General features: G+C 57.0%; 17 protein-coding genes. 6 read left to right on the top strand and 11 right to left on the bottom strand.

The window, feature by feature from the left end:
* Positions 1 to 55: 55 nt before the first annotated feature.
* The 3 genes from MED193_RS08480 to ilvC form a co-directional block, all read right to left on the bottom strand.
* Positions 56 to 967: a DMT family transporter gene (locus tag MED193_RS08480; protein WP_009809279.1), complete on the bottom strand. Its 912-nt coding sequence runs from the start codon at positions 965 to 967 to the stop codon at positions 56 to 58.
* Between the two features lie 20 nt (positions 968 to 987).
* Positions 988 to 1,623: a GNAT family N-acetyltransferase gene (locus MED193_RS08475; protein ID WP_009809278.1), complete on the bottom strand. Its 636-nt coding sequence runs from the start codon at positions 1,621 to 1,623 to the stop codon at positions 988 to 990.
* Between the two features lie 94 nt (positions 1,624 to 1,717).
* Entirely contained in the window at positions 1,718 to 2,740 is a 1,023-nt protein-coding gene (gene ilvC, locus MED193_RS08470) for a ketol-acid reductoisomerase (protein ID WP_009809277.1), read from the bottom strand.
* A gap of 132 nt (positions 2,741 to 2,872) precedes the next feature.
* Between ilvC and MED193_RS08465 the strand changes: the two genes are divergently transcribed.
* From MED193_RS08465 to MED193_RS08455, 3 genes are all read left to right on the top strand, one after another.
* Positions 2,873 to 3,328, top strand: coding sequence for an Lrp/AsnC family transcriptional regulator (locus MED193_RS08465; RefSeq protein ID WP_039966040.1), 456 nt, complete (start codon positions 2,873 to 2,875; stop codon positions 3,326 to 3,328).
* Positions 3,325 to 3,801 (top strand): Lrp/AsnC family transcriptional regulator, encoded by a 477-nt coding sequence (locus MED193_RS08460; protein ID WP_009809275.1) that lies wholly within the window; start codon positions 3,325 to 3,327, stop codon positions 3,799 to 3,801. Before MED193_RS08465 ends, MED193_RS08460 begins: the two co-directional genes overlap by 4 nt.
* A gap of 156 nt (positions 3,802 to 3,957) precedes the next feature.
* Positions 3,958 to 5,082 (top strand): aminotransferase class V-fold PLP-dependent enzyme, encoded by a 1,125-nt coding sequence (locus tag MED193_RS08455; RefSeq protein ID WP_009809274.1) that lies wholly within the window; start codon positions 3,958 to 3,960, stop codon positions 5,080 to 5,082.
* A gap of 104 nt (positions 5,083 to 5,186) precedes the next feature.
* Here the strand turns inward: MED193_RS08455 and MED193_RS08450 are convergent, their stop codons facing one another.
* The 3 genes from MED193_RS08450 to MED193_RS08440 all read right to left on the bottom strand — a co-directional run bounded on the left by MED193_RS08450 (position 5,187) and on the right by MED193_RS08440 (position 7,523).
* Positions 5,187 to 6,383, bottom strand: coding sequence for a UbiH/UbiF family hydroxylase (locus MED193_RS08450; protein WP_009809273.1), 1,197 nt, complete (start codon positions 6,381 to 6,383; stop codon positions 5,187 to 5,189).
* 98 nt (positions 6,384 to 6,481) lie between these two features.
* Complete coding sequence (locus MED193_RS08445) at positions 6,482 to 6,733, bottom strand: hypothetical protein (protein WP_009809272.1); 252 nt, start codon at positions 6,731 to 6,733, stop codon at positions 6,482 to 6,484.
* Positions 6,734 to 6,866: 133 nt separating this feature from the next.
* Positions 6,867 to 7,523, bottom strand: coding sequence for a pyrimidine 5'-nucleotidase (locus MED193_RS08440; protein ID WP_009809271.1), 657 nt, complete (start codon positions 7,521 to 7,523; stop codon positions 6,867 to 6,869).
* Between the two features lie 168 nt (positions 7,524 to 7,691).
* Here MED193_RS08440 and MED193_RS08435 point away from each other — a divergent pair, with 168 nt between their 5' ends.
* The gene (locus MED193_RS08435; protein WP_039966037.1) at positions 7,692 to 8,336 is read left to right on the top strand and encodes a GntR family transcriptional regulator; all 645 of its coding nucleotides are present in this window, start codon (positions 7,692 to 7,694) and stop codon (positions 8,334 to 8,336) included.
* A gap of 57 nt (positions 8,337 to 8,393) precedes the next feature.
* Here the strand turns inward: MED193_RS08435 and MED193_RS08430 are convergent, their stop codons facing one another.
* Both MED193_RS08430 and carA read right to left on the bottom strand, forming a co-directional pair.
* Positions 8,394 to 10,277, bottom strand: coding sequence for a glycosyltransferase (locus MED193_RS08430; protein WP_009809269.1), 1,884 nt, complete (start codon positions 10,275 to 10,277; stop codon positions 8,394 to 8,396).
* A 332-nt stretch (positions 10,278 to 10,609) separates the two neighbouring features.
* Positions 10,610 to 11,773 carry a glutamine-hydrolyzing carbamoyl-phosphate synthase small subunit gene (gene carA / locus MED193_RS08425; protein WP_009809268.1) on the bottom strand — a complete coding sequence of 388 codons (1,164 nt, stop codon included), beginning with the start codon at positions 11,771 to 11,773 and terminating at the stop codon, positions 10,610 to 10,612.
* 233 nt (positions 11,774 to 12,006) lie between these two features.
* Here carA and MED193_RS08420 point away from each other — a divergent pair, with 233 nt between their 5' ends.
* Positions 12,007 to 12,480 (top strand): GatB/YqeY domain-containing protein, encoded by a 474-nt coding sequence (locus MED193_RS08420; protein WP_009809267.1) that lies wholly within the window; start codon positions 12,007 to 12,009, stop codon positions 12,478 to 12,480.
* A gap of 63 nt (positions 12,481 to 12,543) precedes the next feature.
* Here MED193_RS08420 and MED193_RS08415 read toward each other — a convergent pair whose 3' ends face one another.
* The 3 genes from MED193_RS08415 to ctaD all read right to left on the bottom strand — a co-directional run bounded on the left by MED193_RS08415 (position 12,544) and on the right by ctaD (position 15,626).
* Complete coding sequence (locus MED193_RS08415; RefSeq protein WP_009809266.1) at positions 12,544 to 13,167, bottom strand: tetratricopeptide repeat protein; 624 nt, start codon at positions 13,165 to 13,167, stop codon at positions 12,544 to 12,546.
* 132 nt (positions 13,168 to 13,299) lie between these two features.
* Complete coding sequence (locus MED193_RS08410; RefSeq protein ID WP_009809265.1) at positions 13,300 to 13,794, bottom strand: DUF2244 domain-containing protein; 495 nt, start codon at positions 13,792 to 13,794, stop codon at positions 13,300 to 13,302.
* 158 nt (positions 13,795 to 13,952) lie between these two features.
* Entirely contained in the window at positions 13,953 to 15,626 is a 1,674-nt protein-coding gene (gene ctaD, locus MED193_RS08405; RefSeq protein ID WP_009809264.1) for a cytochrome c oxidase subunit I, read from the bottom strand.
* 350 nt (positions 15,627 to 15,976) lie between these two features.
* Between ctaD and MED193_RS08400 the strand changes: the two genes are divergently transcribed.
* Positions 15,977 to 16,408: an HIT family protein gene (locus MED193_RS08400; RefSeq protein ID WP_009809263.1), complete on the top strand. Its 432-nt coding sequence runs from the start codon at positions 15,977 to 15,979 to the stop codon at positions 16,406 to 16,408.
* The last annotated feature ends 289 nt before the right edge of the window (positions 16,409 to 16,697 follow it).

The following is a 16,697-nucleotide window of genomic DNA, read 5'->3' as shown; positions in this document are numbered from 1 at the left end:
AAGAGGGGCTTGCGACCCTGAGGTCAATGACTTTTGCTTCGCGCTAGGTGAAGCGTCAGGGGCGTTGCCGATGGGCTGGCGCCCGGCTTAGCAACAGCCCGCCAAGGATGAGAACAAGAGCAGCAAAGAGCTGAGGTGGTAGGGTCTCATCGAGCAAGAGTGCGCCAAAAAATACTGACCAGACAGGGACTTGGTAGTTTACCGTTGACAGGAAACTGGGACCAGCACTGCGCGCGACCTGCACCAGCATAACCTGCGCCAAAGCCGTTGGGACCAGTCCAAGATAGAGCACAGCCAATAGTGAGCGCCCCTCTGGTAGGCTTGGCAGTCCTTCCTGCCAGAGCGCGGTTGGGATAATCATCACTGCGCCACAGCTGAGGGCCGCTGCGGAAAGGGAGAGCATATTCACGCTTGGGCAGAGGCGGGTGATGATCGAACCAATGGCATAGCAGAGCGCCGCAGCCAGGCAAGCCAGCCGCGCCAGAGATTCAAAGTCGCTGCCCGCAGAGGCGAAAGCCTTGAGCCCGATGAGAGTCAAGACGCCGCCAAAACCGATGGTAAAGCCCAGAGTGCGGTGCAGGGTCATGCGTTCTCCAGGCACCATGAAATGCGCTAGCGGCAAAACAAACAATGGCACCACGGCCATACAGACCCCGGCAAAGCCGCTGGCCACATAGGTCTGTCCCCAGCTGAGCAATGAGAAGGGCAGCGCATTGGTAAAGAAACCCATCCCCAAGGCACACAGCCAGACCTGACGCCCGATCCGGTTCTGGAGGGAGGGCAGGCGTATCCCCATGAGGGAGATCATGATCAGCAGCGACACCGCCCCCAGGGTGATCCGTGCGGCGGCAATGCTCACCGGTCCCAGTCCGTTGAGTGCGATGGTAACGGCCATAAAGGAAGACCCCCAGATCAGGCCGAGGATGATCAGTTTGATCCAGTTGCTGGCGCCGGGGGCGGTTGTCATTTGGTCTTCCTTTTTGAAAATCAACTTCCGGAAAGAGAGATGCCTAAGGCAACGGCAATTTGAAGGGCCACAATGTATAAAGCGGCCGTTTTGAGGAAAGGCAGGATACGACTTAGGATGCCTCCGTTCTGCGCTGGCGCAGGGGGCAGGTCAATCGCCTGATTTGTCGGTCCGAACCGAAAACAGGTACTTTGTATCGTGAAGCCTTCTTTCTCAAATAATCGGGCTGACGCTTGGTTCGGAGCCCAAACCGTCGCGGTCAAATTGCTCCATCGGTTTTCTATTGCGAGCTGCTTAACATGGCTGAGTAACTGGCTTGCTAGGCCCTGTTTGCGAAACTCGGGCAAGACGAAGATATCTGAAATGACGCAGAGAGGGAGTGTTTGCGGTGTATCAAGGGCAAACCGGCTGAGTTGCACGTAGCCTGCAAAGGTTCCTTTGACCTCTGCGACAAATATGTTTGGGCTCTCCGGCAGGGGGGCACCTCTGTCGTTGACAAACGACTCTTCGATCGAAGGGGCGATCAAAGCTGTATGCATGTTCTCAGGGAAGGCAAATGGTTGGCTAGTTCGGTGTGCTTCGTATGTTGAGAAACTGCACTCTAGGATTTGCTCTTTCATGCCGTAGGCGGCATTCCTGATAGTGGCATGTTCCATTGAGAGCTTCCCAAACCATTAGAGAGAAAAAGGGCGCCCCAATTGCTTGGAGCGCCCCTGCAGAGTAAGGGCTGCAGCCTGCGCTGCGGGCCCCTTAGTTCTTTGCTTTGTCGACCATTTTACCGGCCGAGATCCAAGGCATCATGTCGCGCAGTTTCTGACCAACAACTTCGATCTGGTGCTCGTCATTGGCACGACGCGAGGCTTTGATGGTGGGCTGACCAACGGCGTTTTCCAGCATGAAGTCACGCACGAACTTACCGGACTGGATGTCCTGCAGGCTCTCTTTCATCGCTTTCTTGGTCTGCTCGTATGGCAGGATGCGTGGGCCGGTGACATACTGGCCGTATTCCGCAGTGTTGGAGATCGAGTAGTCCATGTTGGCGATGCCGCCTTCATAGATCAGGTCAACGATCAGCTTGGTTTCGTGCAGGCATTCGAAATAGGCCATCTCTGGCGCGTAGCCAGCTTCAACCAGAGTTTCAAAGCCGCAACGGATCAGTTCAACGATACCGCCACACAGAACCGCCTGCTCGCCGAACAGGTCGGTTTCGCATTCTTCACGGAAGTTGGTCTCGATGATGCCGGAGCGGCCGCCACCGATGGCGGAGCAATAGGACAGGCCGATTTCCAGGGCTTTACCGGTGGCGTCGGTGTTCACAGCAACCAGGCAGGGCACGCCGCCGCCTTTGGTGTATTCGCCACGCACGGTGTGACCTGGGCCTTTGGGCGCCATCATGATGACGTCGATGCCTTCTTTGGGCTCAATCAGGCCAAAGTGCACGTTCAGGCCGTGGGCGAATGCAATAGCAGCACCTGGCTTGATGTTGTCGTGAACGTATTTCTTGTAGGTTTCGGCCTGCAGCTCGTCGGGCATGGTGAACATGATCACGTCACACCAGGCTGCGGCTTCAGCGATACCCATAACCTTCAGGCCTTCGCCTTCGGCTTTTTTCGCAGAGGCAGAGCCTTCGCGCAGCGCAACCACGAGGTTCTTTGCACCGGAATCGCGGAGGTTCAGCGCATGGGCGTGGCCCTGGCTGCCGTAGCCCAGGATGGCCACTTTTTTGTCTTTGATCAGGTTAACGTCGCAATCGCGGTCATAATATACGCGCATATCAGAGATCCTCTTGGGTTGTCGTTTGCTGGCATCATAGATTGCCTGTCAGGAAAAGCACCGCTGATTTCCGCAGTTCTTTTACAACTTTTGCAACTATCATTCGTCAATTTGATGATTTATGAGGTAAACATGCTAGATGATCTGGATCGGCGCATATTGCGTCACATGCAAAGCGACCCGGAACAATCGATTCCGGATTTGGCGGAACGCCTCGGTCTCACGCCATCGCGCCTGTCGCGGCGGTTGGACAAGCTGCGCGAGGCGGGTATTCTTCTCGGCCAACGTGCGGTGATCGACTGGCGCGCTCTTGGCTATGCGGTAGAGGTCTCTTTGCGCTTTACTCTGGACAAGACCAACCCGCGGGCCTTTGACGAATTTATCACCCAGGCCCGGGAGATCCCCGAGGTGCTGGAGATCCAGACATTTCTTGGCCAGGTGGATGTGCGCCTTTCGGTGATTGCCCGCGATATGGCGCATTATCAGCAGATCTATCGCAGCGCCATTCTCACCCTGCCGCATATCGCCGACATCGAAGCGCTGATGCATGTGGCGCGGATCAAAAGCAACGAAAGCCTGCCGCTATGAGCGACCTGGATGAGATCGATTTTGCCCTGCTGCGAGCGCTGAGCCAGGATGCCAGCCAATCGGCCGGGGCCCTGGGGCGAGAACTTGGCCTCAGCCAACCTGCCACTTGGCGCCGGATCAAACGCTTGCAGGATCTTAAGATCCTTGTCGGGCGGCAGCTGGATCTTGACCGCGAGAAACTGGGCTTTGGTGTCACCGTGTTTTTGGGGGTCAAATTGGGGACAAAGGGCCGTGTCAGCCTAGAGGACTTTGAACGCGCCGTGTCCGCCATTCCCGAGGTGCAGACGGTAGAACATGTGCTGGGGCTCTATGACTATCGTCTGCGGGTTACTGCCCGTGATATTGCTGATTTCGAACGCGTACTGCGCCGCCGGATCATGCTCTTGCCAGGCGTAGGCTCGGTGGATGCCAATGTTCTGCTCAGCGAAGAGCGCCGGCCAGGGCCACTTGGTCCACTGAACAGGGCGCGCTGATCCTGGGCCGTTGCCTATGGGCTCCGAAACAGTGCTGATCGGATCATTCCTCGCGATTTTTAGACAGTCTTGTTGCGGGAAGCGGGCTAACCCGGCGAGGCTGACCGATATAGGCTGGGCCCAGATACCAGCGTGCACAGATTTAGGGAGAGTTAGATGGCACTATTGGACAGCGTAGACCCGCAGGGGCTGGATGAATTCTCGGTGGTTTTCACCGACCGCTCACTCAACCATATGTCCAAGGCCTTTCAGCAGGTGATGCTCGACATCAATGCGATGTTGAAAGAGGTCTATCAGGCCCAGGCTGTGGCGCTGGTCCCCGGTGGCGGCACCTATGCGATGGAGGCCGTGGCCCGGCAATTTGCCAAGGGGCAGGATGTCTTGGTGGTGCGCAATGGCTGGTTCTCCTATCGCTGGAGCCAGATTATCGAGGCCGGTGGCGTGGCCGCCTCAACCACGGTGCTGAAGGCCCGCCAAAGCGGCAATACGGCGCAGTCGCCCTTTGCGCCCGCCCCCATCGACGAGGTCACCGCCGCAATCCGCGCGCAAAAGCCAGGCATCGTCTTCGCGCCACATGTGGAAACCGCCGCTGGGGTTATCCTGCCCGATGACTATGTCACCGCCATGGCTTCTGCGGCTCATGAGGTTGGCGCACTGATGGTGTTGGATTGCATTGCCTCGGGTTGCGCCTGGGTGGATATGCAGGCCAATGGTGTGGATGTGCTGATCTCGGCGCCTCAAAAGGGCTGGAGCGCCTCTCCCAGCGCAGGGCTGGTGATGTTCTCGGACAAGGCACTGGCGCGGCTTGAGGAAACCACCTCTGACAGTTTTGCCCTGAACCTCAAACAATGGCGCGCTATCATGCAGGCCTACGAGGACGGCGGCCATGCCTACCACGCCACCATGCCCACGGATGCGCTGCGCGCCTTCCGTGATACCATGTTGGAAACCAAAGAATTCGGTTTTGAGAAACTGCGCGATGCGCAATGGGCGCTTGGGAATGGGGTGCGCGCCTTGCTTCAGGAGAAAGGCGTGACCTCGGTTTCGGCCGATGGCTTTGGCGCGCCGGGTGTGGTGGTGAGCTATACCAGTGACCCAGAGATCCAGACCGGCAAGAAATTCGCCGCCCTGGGCATGCAGATCGCCGCCGGTGTGCCGCTGCAATGCGATGAGCCTGCCGAATTCCGAACCTTCCGCTTGGGTCTTTTTGGCCTCGACAAACTCTATGACGTCGAAGCGACGCTGCAGCGCTTGAGGAACGTCCTAGATAAAGTGCTCTAGGCGCATCATCTTTCCTAAAATATTCCCGCCGGAGGCCCCAGCTTTCCCGGCGGGAAAGCTGGTTCCCTTAACTTGATCTCGGGGGAAATGAAGGGGGGCTCGGTTTACTTAACCCCAAGTCCCATCTGCATCAGAGTGCGGCGTACCGGGGCGAGAGAGTAGAGCGCGTTGAGACCCATTGCCCGCAGATCCCGCAAGGGGCGGGCCTCGATCATTGAGCTGCGGTTGAGCAGATCAATGCCCTTCACCCGCAGCATGATCTCATTGTGTCGGGCCTTGTGATAGGCGCTGAGCATCTGTGCATCCCCTAGGCCTTCGAGGCGGGCTTCGGCCAGTTCCAGCAGCACCCGCAGATCACCCAAAGACATATTCAGCCCCTGAGCACCGATCGGGGGCACCACATGGGCAGCCTCGGCCATCAAGGCCAGGCGCTGGCCGTCCATCCGTTCAGCAGATTGGCTGATGATCGGCCAGATGCTGCGGCGCGACGCCAGGGAGAGATCGCCAAACAGCCCACAACTGCGCTGGGTCATCTCCGCCTCAAAGGCTGTGGCCTGCATTCTCTGCAGAGCGTCAGCCCGCGGGCCCCGTTCCATCCAAACCACGGCAGAGGAGGGTTTGCCCTGATAATCTGGCAGCGGCACCAGGGTGAAAGGCCCGCCAGATCGGTGGATTTCGGTTGAGACATTGTCATGCGGCACAGGGTGGGTCACCGCAAAGGCCAGGGCTTTTTGTCCGTAGCGTGTGGTTTTTACCCCAATGCCTGCGGCTTGGCGCATGGGCGAGTCCCGGCCATCACAGGCGACAACCAGTTTGGCCTGGATCTGCGCGCCATCGCTTAGGGTGACACGGGCTTCATTTGTGCGCGTAAACAGCGATTTGGTACCGGTGCCTGGGCGAAACTCCACATTCGGCAGGGCCTCGATCCGGGCGAGGATCTCGCGTCGCAGCAACCAGTTGGGCAGGTTCCAGCCAAAGGGTTTTTCCGAAATGTCGGCTGCGTTGAAATCCTTGATCACGCGGGGTTCAGGCTTATCGCCCCCAGCATCCACAATCCGCATGATCTGCAAGGGGGCGGCATGGTCGGCCAGCCGCTCCCACAAGCCAAAGCGCTGCAACAGCTCCTGGGCGGGTTGCAAAAAGGCTGTGGTGCGCAGGTCAGAGCCATGGGCATCGCGCTGGATCACCGGCGGGGTCGGATCAACACAGATGACCTTGAACCCAGCCGCGCCAAAGGTGGCCGCCGCTGTCAGCCCGGCGACGCCGCCACCGGAAACCAGAATATCACATGTCTCTGCCATTGCCGTGCCTTTCGTCTTTCTGTTCCAGATAGGCCCGCGGACAGGGCAAAGACAAGCGGCATGTCGCCCCACCACGGGGTATGAGCCAAAGTCGGCCTTTAGCCGCGTGAAATTGCGATGAGCAGGGTAAACATCACTGGCACCAGCGCCACGGCAGGAAGATAGAGACCTGGGATGCCAAACAGCAGTATGGAACTTCCCCAGAGGCAGACCAGGATGCCAAGGGCATAGTAGAAATTCTCTGCGTCACCATAGGCGACCTCTTTGGAGATCCGCCCTAACAGGGGAACAGCAAAGAGAATGCGTTGCCAGAGTGGGAGACGGTCAGGGAGGGTATAGGCAAGGGCCATGCGCGCGATCCTTATGGAGTGTTAGGCCCAAGTAATATGGGTCTATAAAGATGCGTTTTTGAGGTCTCTTTGTTGCCTTTTTCGCGGGCTTACCTGCGGCAAAGCGTCCAAAGGCAGCGTTGTTGGTGAACGCCTAGAGAATTTTGGCAAGGAACCCGGCCAGATCATCGGTATGGTGATGGATGTGGCGGGTCTCTGTATCGCACTCAAGCGCCTCAGGGGCCACATGCACGGTGCGCATCCCCATGGCATATGGGGCGGTCAGGTTGCGGGGATCATCCTCGAACATGGCGGCGGTTTCCGCGTGAATGCCGGCCTTGTCAAATACCATATCAAAGGCCGCGCGCTCGGGCTTGGGGCGAAATTCGGCGTGTTCAACGCCGTAGATCCCGTCAAACAACCCGTCCAGCCCCCGGGCTGCGAGAACCCGTTTGGCATAGGGTGCGCTGCCATTGGTATAGACAATGCGCTTACCGGGCAGGGCCTTAATACAGGCCGCCAGGTCGGGGTCCTTGGGCAGGTGGTCCATGGAGATATCATGCACCGCCTCCAGGTAGGGAAGCGGATCCATTTTATGTTCCCGCATCAGACCGGCCAGGGTCGTCCCATGGTCGCGCCAATAGCTGCTGCGCAGATGATCCGCCTCTGCCTGATCGACGCCCAGCTCCGCCATCACATAGTTGGTCATCTTGACCTCGATCTGATCGAACAGCCGGGCGGACGGATGATAGAGCGTATTGTCCAGATCAAAGACCCAGTGACGCACGTGAGAGAATGCTTTCTTGACCATAGGGAGGCTGTAGGCAGGCTGGCTTTGTTTTGCAATGGGGTTTGGTTGCCGAAAGGATCAAATTGCAGCTGCTTCTTTCGTGGCTTTCTTGCGCTAAGTCTCGGCAAAGGCTTGATTGCCCAGTCGTGAGCTGTAGGAATACAAACCTACCATTTGAATGGAAACCTGATGAACCAGAACCGCAGTAGCCAGAAAGACGCCTATTCCCTTATTCTGGAAGCCATTGACGTAGGGGTTTACAAACCAGGGGACCGCTTGGTCGAAAGTGACCTTGCGGATCGACTTGGGGTGTCGCGTACACCGATCCGCGAGGCCCTGCAGCGGTTGGAGACCCAGTCCTTGTTGGAGCGAGACGGGCGTTCGCTGATCGTAGCTTCACTGGATCACAACCAGATGGCTGAGCTGTATATGGTGCGCCGCGAGCTGGAAGGCCTTGCCGCTAGCCTGGCCGCGCGTCACGCCACAGAAGAAGAAGTACGCGTGCTGCAAGACATGGTGCGCGAAGACGATGCACTGGTTGGTAAGCCGACAGATCTCGCCAAGGCAAACCGACGGTTCCATGAACAGATCCATCTGGCCTCGCATAACCGCTATCTGGTGCAACAGCTCAACCTTGTGCATCGCTCCATGGCATTGATGGCTACGACCTCGCTGGCGGCGGAGGGACGTGGCGAGATTGCCCAGGCGGAACACAAAAAGATTGTTGCGGCGATTGAGGCCCGCGACGAAGAGGCCGCAGGGCAGGCCTTGAAAGACCACATTTCAGTGGCCTTTATGACCCGGTTGAAACAAGACGCTGGGGAGCGCGGCTAACGATTCCAGGGACCTTAGGTCTGGTGTCCCGTCCGGCAAGCAAGCCGCGGGCGCGTTTTACTGGTCTGGTTGCGACAGGGAGCAAACCCCGCCCAAATGCTCGTGTTCCGTATGGTCTGGTGGGTGCATGCCATGGCTGGTTTTGTCCCAGAAGAACGGATCATACAGCAATTCATATAGCGCTTTGTAAACGGCAATGGGCCCCATCAAATAATAGAGCGGCAAAAACGGCGCACAGAGTGCCAATTTGGGGCGCCCAGAAGCAAAGGCGCCGAAAACGGCTATGCCCATGCCCAGTGCTTCAAAAAAGAGCAGCGAAGAGACGCCAAGAAGGAGCAGCAGATCCGGCAAGACGGATGCGCTGGGATGTGGAAGGCCAAGGAACACCAGCCAGTAGGTCCACAAAAAAGGGGCTAAGAGAAACTGACCAATGGTGCCGAGGAAAAAGGCCTGAAATCCCAGGAAACCACCCCAACCCAGCTGACGGGCAAGGCAGAGGGGGCGCCGCATATGGACCAAATAGGTTGCCATAAACCCCTTTAACCAGCGCGAGCGCTGCCGGATCCAGGCCGATAGATGGCAGCTGGCCTCCTCATAGGTGGCGGTGGGGAGCATTCTTGTGCGATACCCAGAGCGGTAAAGGCGCACCCCCAGGTCGGCGTCCTCGGTAACGTTATGGGCATCCCACCCGCCCAGTCGGTCCAGCACAGAGCGGCGTACAAACATGGTTGTCCCGCCTAAGGGGACGACCAGATTTAGCCGGGCAATGCCCTGTAGAACAATGCGGAACCAACTGGCGTATTCCAGGGTGAAACAGCGCGAAATCCAATTGGCACGCGGGTTGTAATAGTCCAAAACTCCCTGGAAACAGGCGACTTCAGGTGGAGCCGTGGCAAAACCTGCGGCGACTTTTTGCAGCTGATCCGGTTGTGGCGCATCTTCCGCGTCCCAGACACCAATGATGTCGCCACTGCAGAAATTCAGTGCATAATTCATTGCCCGTGGTTTGGTGCGTAGCGCCCCCCAAGCGGGGACCTCAATGGCGGAAATCCAGTGTGGGAGTGTGGCCTCCGAGAGGGTGTCCCGGGTGAGTTGATCGCCCTCTTCCAGAACCAAAAGAACCTCCATCCGATCCTGAGGATAGGTAAGGCGTGCCAGACGTTTTAGAAGTGCCGAGCTGATCTCAGCTTCCTTGTAAAGCGGTACCAGCATCGAGATTTTGGGCAGCTTGTTTGTTCCAAGCTGATCGGTATGCAGCGGGCTTGGCTTTGTTTTGCCAAAGAGATGGGCTAGGAGGCCGCAGAGCTTTAGCGCAGTGAACATTACAAGCAATAAAAGCGCGGCGCCGCAGCAAACAGAAAAAACCTCAAGCGGAAATAGAACCGACAGGGACAAGATAAGGCTGACCGGCAGCCACTGTTTAAGCCGCTTAGAATTCTGAAACAGCGTTTTGCTGCTTAGTTCAGGGGCGATGCTGTTGCTTGCACGTCTTGCCATGGCGGTTCTGAAATGTGCCACGAGCAAAGAGATGATCTGCGCTTTTGGGGCGAGGACTGGGATGAAGGGGCCAAAACACTCGGTCAGGATCTCTTCTTGGCGGCTGGCCTCTTCAGAAGAGGCAAAAGCGATTGCGATGGTATCGCCCAGTTGCACCCAGGGAATTGCGCGATGGCGTAGCCAGAAACTGGCGGGCATACGCTTCAGCAAAGCCGCGCTGGGTTGGTGTTTGCTGAGATCGACAAACCGCAGGGCAAGCGCATCTGCGCGGTAGATCCCGCTGTCGCCAAAAGGTGCTGGGGAGCGTGGCGGAGAAAGCGCCGCCGCCGCGCTCCATCGCTGGGATCTGTTGTTTCCGCTTTCTTTGTGGTGCTTGGCGCTTGGCGCTTCTTTTACGCTTTGCTGCCCCCGCTGAACGCAGGTGCCCGTAGGGTCTGACCGCAAGTCCGCCGTCGTTTGATCGTCCAGACCGTTAGGCTGCGCCAGCTGTCTGTGGTTATGAGCCTTGAGATAGACTTGGAGCGCACTTTCTGTTGCTGGATCTTTGTGTGATGTGGAATCGACGGAAACCGTCCTGGGTAGTGGTGCCCAGACAGGACGGCGCAGGCGCTTGAAGCCGCGAGACTGTAAACCACGCATACGATCACTCAAAACGAAACCGGTCACTCAAAACAAAACCCCAGATGCATTGCGCATCTGAGGCTGAAGAGGGTGGCTTAACAGTGTGTTAACCACAATGTATGCGGGATGGATTTAACTGGGTATTGATCGGTGCTTTATGATGCTTTGCGCTCGGCCATGGCCTCGGCAAAGCGTTCAAACAGGTAAAAGCTGTCTTGCGGTCCTGGGCTGGCTTCTGGGTGATGCTGAACTGAGTAGACCGGGCGGCCAACCATGCGAATGCCGCAGTTGGAGCCGTCAAACAGCGAGATGTGGGTCTCTTCGACGCCCTCTGGCAGGGTCTGCGCGTCCACCGCGAAACCGTGGTTCATCGAGGTGATTTCAACCTTCCCAGTGGACTTTTCTTTGACCGGATGGTTGGCACCATGGTGGCCGTGGTTCATCTTTACGGTCTTGCCGCCAAGTGCCAGCGCCAACATCTGATGCCCCAGGCAAATCCCAAAGACCGGGAGATCGGTGTCGCTCAGAATGCTTTTGATCATCGGCACAGCATATTCGCCAGTGGCGGCCGGATCACCGGGACCGTTGGAAAGAAACACGCCGTCAGGACCATGGGCCAAGACTTCTTCTGCGGTGGCAGTGGCGGGCAAAACGGTGACGTCGCACCCGGCCGAAGCCAGGCAGCGCAATATGTTGCGCTTCGCACCATAGTCGATTGCCACAACCTTATGCACCGGGTTTTCCTGGCGGGTGTAGCCCTCTGGCCAGGCCCAACGCATTTCGTCCCAGCGATAGCTCTGGGCGCAGGAGACCTCTTTGGCCAGATCCATTCCTTCAAGCCCAGCCCAGGCGCGGGCTTCGGCAACGAGGGCCTCAATGTCGAAGTTCCCCTCTGGATCGTGGGACAGGGCGACATGAGGGGCGCCCAGCTGGCGGATGGCGCGGGTCAGGCGACGGGTGTCAATCCCGCCAATCGCGATGCGACCTGTCCGGGTGAGCCAGGCGCCCAGCTCTTCGGTGGCACGCCAGTTGGACGACTGGGTGGGATCCCATTTCACCACCATCCCGGCGGCAACGGGATCAGCGGTTTCGTCATCCTCTGGGGTGACCCCGGTATTTCCGATATGCGGGAAAGTGAAGGTGACAATCTGCCCTGCGTAGGAGGGGTCTGTCATGATCTCCTGATAGCCTGTCATTGCTGTGTTGAAACACAGCTCGGCGACGCAGCGACCTGTGGCGCCAAACCCGGCTCCATAAAAGACGGTGCCATCGGCTAACGCCAGACATGCGGTTGGCTTGGACGGTACTGTATCGGCCATGACAGAGACTCTCCTGAGGGTGAAATTCATCGGCTTTTAGGGCCGGGCGGGCATGGGGTCAAGCCTAGCAGGTAAGGCGGCGCCACAAGAATTGTGCTGCAAACTTCCTCTTGGTTGACCTTTGAGTGGGCGGTTCACTGCCCTTGCGTCGCCTGAGGTGGCCTGTGGCTTGAAATGAGCCGGGCGATTAGATAGAGGTGCCAATTCCGGTTTCCTCTGGATGGATAAGAACGATGGATACGCGAACTCAGGTCAACCAGGCTCTGAAACAGGCGATGAAAGACAAGGCTGCACAGCGAATTAGTACGCTTCGCCTGATCAACGCCGCAATTAAAGACAAAGAAATCGCGGCCAGGGCAGGGGATGGCGAGATTGCCATTGGCGATAGCGAAGTCCTGGCGATTCTTGGTAAAATGACCAAGCAACGCAATGAGAGCGCGCGTGCCTATGAAGAAGGCAGCCGTCTGGACCTGGCCGAACGGGAACTGGAAGAAATTGCGATTATCGAAGAGTTCTTGCCCAAGCAGCTCGACGCAGATGAGGTCCGCGCAGCGGTAAAGGCCGCAGTGACTGAAAGCGGTGCAGCCTCGATTCGCGACATGGGCAAGGTAATGGGTGCCCTGAAGGCAAAATTCACCGGCCAAATGGATTTTGGCAAGGTTGGCCCCATGGTCAAGGATGAGCTCTGTAAGGATGGCGGCTGCTGAGATAGGGCGCCGCTATTAGTGCGGCGTTGCGAAGAGCCTCCCCAATCGAAACCTCCTTGTCTTTTAGTTGCGCTTGGCCTCGTCCAGTATGTGAGCTCGGATTTCGGCAGCATGGGCATTCCGGGGAGCTAACCTCAGTGCATGTTCCGCTGAAACTAGCGCGGCTTTGTTGTCTCCCATTTCAAGAAGAGAAAATGCACGTCCAATGTAGGGGAAAATATAGTTAGGCTCTAGATCTGTTGCTCTGTCATAGTCTGCGATCGACCGTGTGTACTTATTCATTCCAAAATAAACATTACCGCGATTGTAATAAGCTTTTGCGAACCGAGGGTCGATTTCTAGAGCTTTGTTGTAGTGCTCCAGAGCTAGTTTGTAGTTTTTGCGGTTCTTGCTGATAATTCCAAGCTCGATGTAAGGATGTTTATAAGACGGGTTGATTTCCACTGATCGATGTAAGTCCTTCAAAGCACGGCGTGTGTTCCCGAGCCGACGATGGGCATTGCCTCGAAAGTAATAGGTCACTTCAAGTTTTTCTGGAAGTAAATTTGACTCGATGACCTTCGAGCAAGCTCTGACTGAAAGTCTCAGATCATTTTCTTGAGAACAGTCTTCGATCGGGCCTGCGTAGGCGAAGGACGTGGCTACGACGGTGCAGAAAAGGCCGACGATACAGCGGACAAAAATCATAGATCGATAACTCCCAAGTGCTCTTGCCTTAAACAAACGGTATCAATGAAAGGTTGTAAAGAGCGGTTGGGAATGTAGGCTGGAGTGGTGCCCTGCAAACAGCAGGGGCAGAGCTGACGATGGTGTGTTCCCTCACTGAATGGTTTTCTGCAACTCATCATACAGTGCCTTGCGCTCATCCTCAGAAAGGAAGGCGCCGATCTCTACCTCTCGACCACCTCCACGCAGGGTGACGTAGTTGGGCACAGGGCCATCCATGGGGTGGAGCTCGACGTTGACCCAATACCGATTGCACTGCCAGCTCTGCTGCGTGCCATTTGCATTGCGCCGCTCCAGTCGGGCCTCGTTGGCGTCAAGGGTCAGAACTTCGATCACCTGCGCATCGCGGCGGTTTCGGTCCAGCGCGTATTTCAGACCAAAAAGCGCCAGCAGCAGAAACGGAAGCAGCCCCCAGAACACCACTGACCCTGCAAAAGACAGCAGCGGCAGGGCGATCAGCAGGGCTGTCACCCCAATAAAGCGTGCGTAGCCCTGGGGTGGCAGCGATTGGTGCGGCCAGAGGTGCATTTCGCAGCGGGCCTCAGTGTCCGCCGCAGCTGGGGGAGGGGTGATCCAGGAATAGGGCATGAAGGGTCTTTGGCAGTGGCATGGTTTGAGCGGATGGTTCGGCCATTAATGTATTTCGCAGGCAGGTTTTCAAGCGGGCATTTGCGCGCGGAGCTCCGCAAAAGAAAAGGGCCCCGAAGCAGATGCTTCGGGGCCCTTTGTTAGTCTGTCACGTCACCTTAGTGCGCGTGGGGTTTATCCCAGTCTTCCTGCTTTGGCAGGATCTCGAAGGTGTGCTCTGGTGGTGGGCAGGGCAGGGTCCATTCGAGTGTATCGGCATATTCATTCCAGTAGTTGTTCTGGGTGATACGTGCGCCGCGCAGCAGCGAGTAGATCACAACACCAAAGAACAGCAGGAAGGATGCGAAGGACAGGAAAGCGCCATAGGACGAGATCTTGTTCCAGTAGGCAAAGCCTTCGGGATAGTCGATGTAACGACGGGGCATGCCCTGACGACCCAGGAAGTGCTGGGGGAAGAAGGTCAGGTTGGCGCCGATGAAGAACATCCAGAAATGGATCTGTGCGCCCAGCTCGTTGTACTGACGACCGGTCATCTTCCCAAAGTAGAAGTAGACGCCGGAGAAGATCGCGAACACGGCACCCAGGCTCATCACATAGTGGAAGTGCGCAACCACATAGTAGGTGTCGTGATAGGCGCGGTCGATGGAGGCCTGGGACAGAACCACCCCTGTGACACCACCAACGGTGAACAGGAAGAGGAAGCCAAAGGCAAACATCATTGGGGCTTTGAACTCGATGGAGCCGCCCCACATGGTGGCAATCCAAGAGAAGACCTTAACGCCTGTGGGCACCGCGATGACCATGGTGGCCAGCATGAAATAGGCCTGTTGGTTGAGCGACATGCCGACTGTGTACATGTGGTGTGCCCAGACAACGAAGCCCAGAACACCAATGGCGATGATCGCCCAGACCATGGGCAGATAGCCAAACACCGGCTTACGGGCGAAGGTGGCAATCACGTGAGAGATGATACCAAAGCCTGGCAGAATCACGATGTAGACTTCGGGGTGACCAAAGAACCACAGGATGTGCTGGTACAGGATTGGATCGCCGCCACCGGCAGGATCAAAGAAGGTGAAGCCAAAGTTGCGGTCCATCAGCAGCATGGTGATGGCGCCGGCCAGAACAGGCAGCGACAGCAGGATCAGCCAGGACGTCACAAAGATCGACCAGCTGAACAGCGGCACCTTGAACAGGGTCATGCCGGGGGCACGCATGTTCAGGAAGGTGGTGATCATGTTGATCGCACCCAGGATCGAAGAGGCACCTGAGACGTGTACCGCAAAGATCGCCAGATCCATCGAATAGCCGCCTTCATTGACCGACAGAGGCGGATACAGGACCCAGCCAACACCAGAGCCAAGCAGGTCGTTGCCGCCAGGCGTCAGAACCGAGGCTACCGCCAGCGAAGTACCGGCCACATAGAGCCAGAAGCTGAGGTTGTTCATCCGCGGGAAGGCCATGTCAGGCGCGCCGATCTGCAATGGCATGAAGTAGTTGCCAAAGCCGCCGAACAGCGCCGGGATCACCACGAAGAACATCATCAAGATGCCGTGGGCGGTGATCAACACGTTCCAGAGGTGACCGTTCGGGGTACATTCGCTGGAAGGATCCGCAAAGAAGCGGGCGCCTTCTGCACACATGTACTGAACGCCTGGATCCATCAGTTCAAGCCGCATATAAACGGTGAACGCGACGGAGATGAAACCTACAAGCGCCGAAACGATGAGGTAGAGAATGCCGATATCCTTATGGTTCGTGCTCATGAACCAGCGGGTAAAAAATCCGCGCTCGTCTTCGTGGCCGTGACCATGAATGGCTGCGTCTGCCATTAGGTGCCTCCTGTTGCATAACTTTTGGCCCCAGGAAACGCTCCGGGTGGCCATAGACTCATATGCGGTTTTAGTGTGCCGTGTGATGGCCTTCAATGGCGGAGTTTGATCTGGATCAAGATTAATTGTCGCGGGCACTTGTTTTTTAGTGAGTTTTTCCGGTTTCTCGCCGCCTTTGCGCCGATCGGGGCGATTTGCTCCGGAGCTTTACACCCTGAGCGACAGAGTGCAGGACGCCCGCAGCGAAGAGGCCGAGCACTTGCCCCTGTCTTGACGGTGGCTGCCAGGGATCGCAAAACCCTATGGTCGATCAATGTGAAATAGATCAGTGTCCCAAGGAGGCCAGCTAAATGACTGCCTATGACCCCGAAAACATCTTTGCGAAACTGTTGCGCGGCGAAATACCGGCAGCGCGCGTATATGAAGATGAGCATACTCTGGCCTTTATGGATATCATGCCACGCGCCGATGGGCATCTTCTGGTGATTCCGAAAACGCCTTGTCGCAACGTGCTGGATGCCAGCCCTGAACAGCTGTCTGCTGTGATGCAGACGGTTCAAAGGTTGAGCAGGGCCGTTATGCAGGCCTTTTCTGCTGATGGGGTCACGCTTCAGCAGTTCAATGAAGCGGCAGGCGGGCAGGAGGTGTTTCACCTGCATTTCCACATCCTGCCACGCCAGGAGGGGGACAAGCTGCGTCCGCCGGGAAAGATGGCAGAGCGCGAAGTCGTTGAAGCCCATGCTGCGCAGATACGAGATGCGATCGCTGCGCTGAAGCTTTAGAGGTCCGCTTTGCTACCAGGGCGGTTTCTTTACGAGAGAGTGCGGTGCTATGCGGCTGGTCAACGGTGGGTTTTGGAGCCGGGCTGTGGTGGTCCGGCCCAGAAAAGAAGAGGTATGGCCAGACGGCCCTGCTAGGGGCAGCTGCTGTTGATGAGGCCGAAAAAATGAAGCAAGAGGCCCAGACAGCGATCTGAAAATTCTGGCTACGCGATAAATTTGAAATAGAGCGCACCGCAGAGTTGATTTTATTTTGTTGCTGCGTAGTATTTCTCAAATTGAAACTACAGTT

This window comes from Roseobacter sp. MED193, from assembly GCF_000152965.1.
In the GTDB taxonomy this organism is placed as follows: Bacteria; Pseudomonadota; Alphaproteobacteria; order Rhodobacterales; family Rhodobacteraceae; genus Pseudophaeobacter.
The sequence above is the reverse complement of the archived record's forward strand: the minus strand, read 5'-3'. Positions and strand labels throughout refer to the sequence as shown.

What these genes read in the sequence shown, in the direction of transcription:
- MED193_RS08410 (WP_009809265.1), bottom strand. Translation starts at nt 13,794, where the DNA reads ATGCCCTATTCCTGGATCACCCCTCCCCCAGCTGCGGCGGACACTGAG.
- ctaD (WP_009809264.1), bottom strand. Translation starts at nt 15,626, where the DNA reads ATGGCAGACGCAGCCATTCATGGTCACGGCCACGAAGACGAGCGCGGA.
- MED193_RS08420 (WP_009809267.1), top strand. Translation starts at nt 12,007, where the DNA reads ATGGATACGCGAACTCAGGTCAACCAGGCTCTGAAACAGGCGATGAAA.
- MED193_RS08415 (WP_009809266.1), bottom strand. Translation starts at nt 13,167, where the DNA reads ATGATTTTTGTCCGCTGTATCGTCGGCCTTTTCTGCACCGTCGTAGCC.
- MED193_RS08450 (WP_009809273.1), bottom strand. Translation starts at nt 6,383, where the DNA reads ATGGCAGAGACATGTGATATTCTGGTTTCCGGTGGCGGCGTCGCCGGG.
- MED193_RS08480 (WP_009809279.1), bottom strand. Translation starts at nt 967, where the DNA reads ATGACAACCGCCCCCGGCGCCAGCAACTGGATCAAACTGATCATCCTC.
- carA (WP_009809268.1), bottom strand. Translation starts at nt 11,773, where the DNA reads ATGGCCGATACAGTACCGTCCAAGCCAACCGCATGTCTGGCGTTAGCC.
- MED193_RS08400 (WP_009809263.1), top strand. Translation starts at nt 15,977, where the DNA reads ATGACTGCCTATGACCCCGAAAACATCTTTGCGAAACTGTTGCGCGGC.
- MED193_RS08475 (WP_009809278.1), bottom strand. Translation starts at nt 1,623, where the DNA reads ATGGAACATGCCACTATCAGGAATGCCGCCTACGGCATGAAAGAGCAA.
- ilvC (WP_009809277.1), bottom strand. Translation starts at nt 2,740, where the DNA reads ATGCGCGTATATTATGACCGCGATTGCGACGTTAACCTGATCAAAGAC.
- MED193_RS08445 (WP_009809272.1), bottom strand. Translation starts at nt 6,733, where the DNA reads ATGGCCCTTGCCTATACCCTCCCTGACCGTCTCCCACTCTGGCAACGC.
- MED193_RS08435 (WP_039966037.1), top strand. Translation starts at nt 7,692, where the DNA reads ATGAACCAGAACCGCAGTAGCCAGAAAGACGCCTATTCCCTTATTCTG.
- MED193_RS08455 (WP_009809274.1), top strand. Translation starts at nt 3,958, where the DNA reads ATGGCACTATTGGACAGCGTAGACCCGCAGGGGCTGGATGAATTCTCG.
- MED193_RS08440 (WP_009809271.1), bottom strand. Translation starts at nt 7,523, where the DNA reads ATGGTCAAGAAAGCATTCTCTCACGTGCGTCACTGGGTCTTTGATCTG.
- MED193_RS08460 (WP_009809275.1), top strand. Translation starts at nt 3,325, where the DNA reads ATGAGCGACCTGGATGAGATCGATTTTGCCCTGCTGCGAGCGCTGAGC.
- MED193_RS08465 (WP_039966040.1), top strand. Translation starts at nt 2,873, where the DNA reads ATGCTAGATGATCTGGATCGGCGCATATTGCGTCACATGCAAAGCGAC.